1 protein-coding gene is annotated in these 1,502 nt (G+C 43.3%); it reads right to left on the minus strand.

Annotated features, from left to right (window positions below):
• Positions 1-40: 40 nt before the first annotated feature.
• A protein-coding gene (locus R3X26_RS18715) for an IS3 family transposase (RefSeq protein ID WP_317718835.1) occupies positions 41-1,500 on the minus strand; the annotation gives its coding sequence in 2 pieces (ribosomal slippage) (positions 41-1,128 and positions 1,128-1,500; 1,461 coding nt in all).
• Between the last annotated feature and the right edge of the window lie 2 nt (positions 1,501-1,502).

Here is a 1,502-nt window from a genome sequence, read left to right on the forward strand (position 1 = left end):
GCGGCGTTTTTCAAGACAGTTGTCACCCATTAGCTGAACTTTATGCAGCTTCCCGCATGCAGTTTTCTGGGTTTAATGTTACTGGCCCTATAGGATTGCAGTCTTGAATATCCCTAGACCAACGTAATGGGTTCTTCGCTTTAGCTAGCCGTAGAACTTCTTTTCTTTTAATAAGTACCTCTCTATCAATACCATCATGTCGTTGGTTTGGGGTAACGAACTTGATTCGGCTATGTTTATGCTCATTGTTGTACCATTTAACAAATGCCTGAACCCAGTCTCGAGCTTCAAGTACATCCTTAAAGCCATGTGAAGGCCAGTTGGGCCGATACTTTAATGTTCTAAACGTTGATTCTGAAAACGGGTTGTCATTGCTCACTCTAGGGCGATTGTAAGATGGTGTGACACCAAGCTCTTCCATTTTTGCTTTCATAGTCACGGCTTTCATCGGTGCACCATTATCAGAGTGCAAGACCAAGGGGTGAACACCTTTTCTTTCTCGCCAGCACGTTCGCTCAAGCAGTGTCGCCGCCTTTTGGCCGCACTCATTTTCATGAACTTCATAACCGACTATTTTTCGACTATAAATATCTTCAATCATATAAAGGTAAAAATACTGACCTTTAATTTGAGAAGCGCAATAGGTGATATCCCAAGACCATACCTCATTCGCTTTTGTTGCTGTATAGGTTGTGGGTCTATGCACTTTCCTTGGCGTTCGACTTCTGCCTCGATGATGTAGCTGATTTTCTTGTTTCAGCGTGCGGTAAAACGTTGAGACCGAGGCAATATAAATATTGTCATCGAGAAGCGTTGGTACGATTTGAGATGGAGGCAAACTTGCATATTCAGGCTGATTACAAACATCAATAATCTTCTGCCGCTCAGCGTTTGTTAACTTGTTTTTAGGCTCAGGTCTGACAGCCGTTGAACGTCTATCACCAGTGGCGCTGCCTGATGATGTCCACCGACGGTAAGTCCGCAAACTTAACCCCGCCTCAGTACAAGCCGCTTGTTTTGTTGCGCCAGAGGTATACGCTTCATTAATCAATGATATCAGCATGTTGCGTTCAGGAAGGCGAGTTAGCTCTCCTCGTTTTCGTCCCAGAACGCATTCAGCTTTTTTCGCAATACCAATAACGCCGCTGTTTCAGCCAATGCTTTCTCTTTGCGACGAAGCTCTCGCTTGAGTTGCTTGATCTCTTTTTTATCAGCTTGAGCCTCTTTGAAGTCAGCTTTCTTTGTTGTTTTTTTTACTTGAACACCTTGTAAGAATTCCGCTTTCCAGGCCTTAATTTGCTCTGGGTATAACCCGTTTTCACGGCAATATTTAGCTAACTCAGATTCAGTTAACGTGGCTGTTTCAATAATTACAGCAAACTTCTTCTCAGCAGACCAAGATGTTGATTTCGACACTACATTACCATTGGCTTTAATCCGTTTTAGCCAATGATACACGGTATGGTATGGAATACCTTCTTCTTGAGCAACTTCACTCACCG

The sequence above is a fragment of the Vibrio sp. TH_r3 genome, assembly GCF_033101115.1.
GTDB lineage: Bacteria > Pseudomonadota > Gammaproteobacteria > Enterobacterales > Vibrionaceae > Vibrio.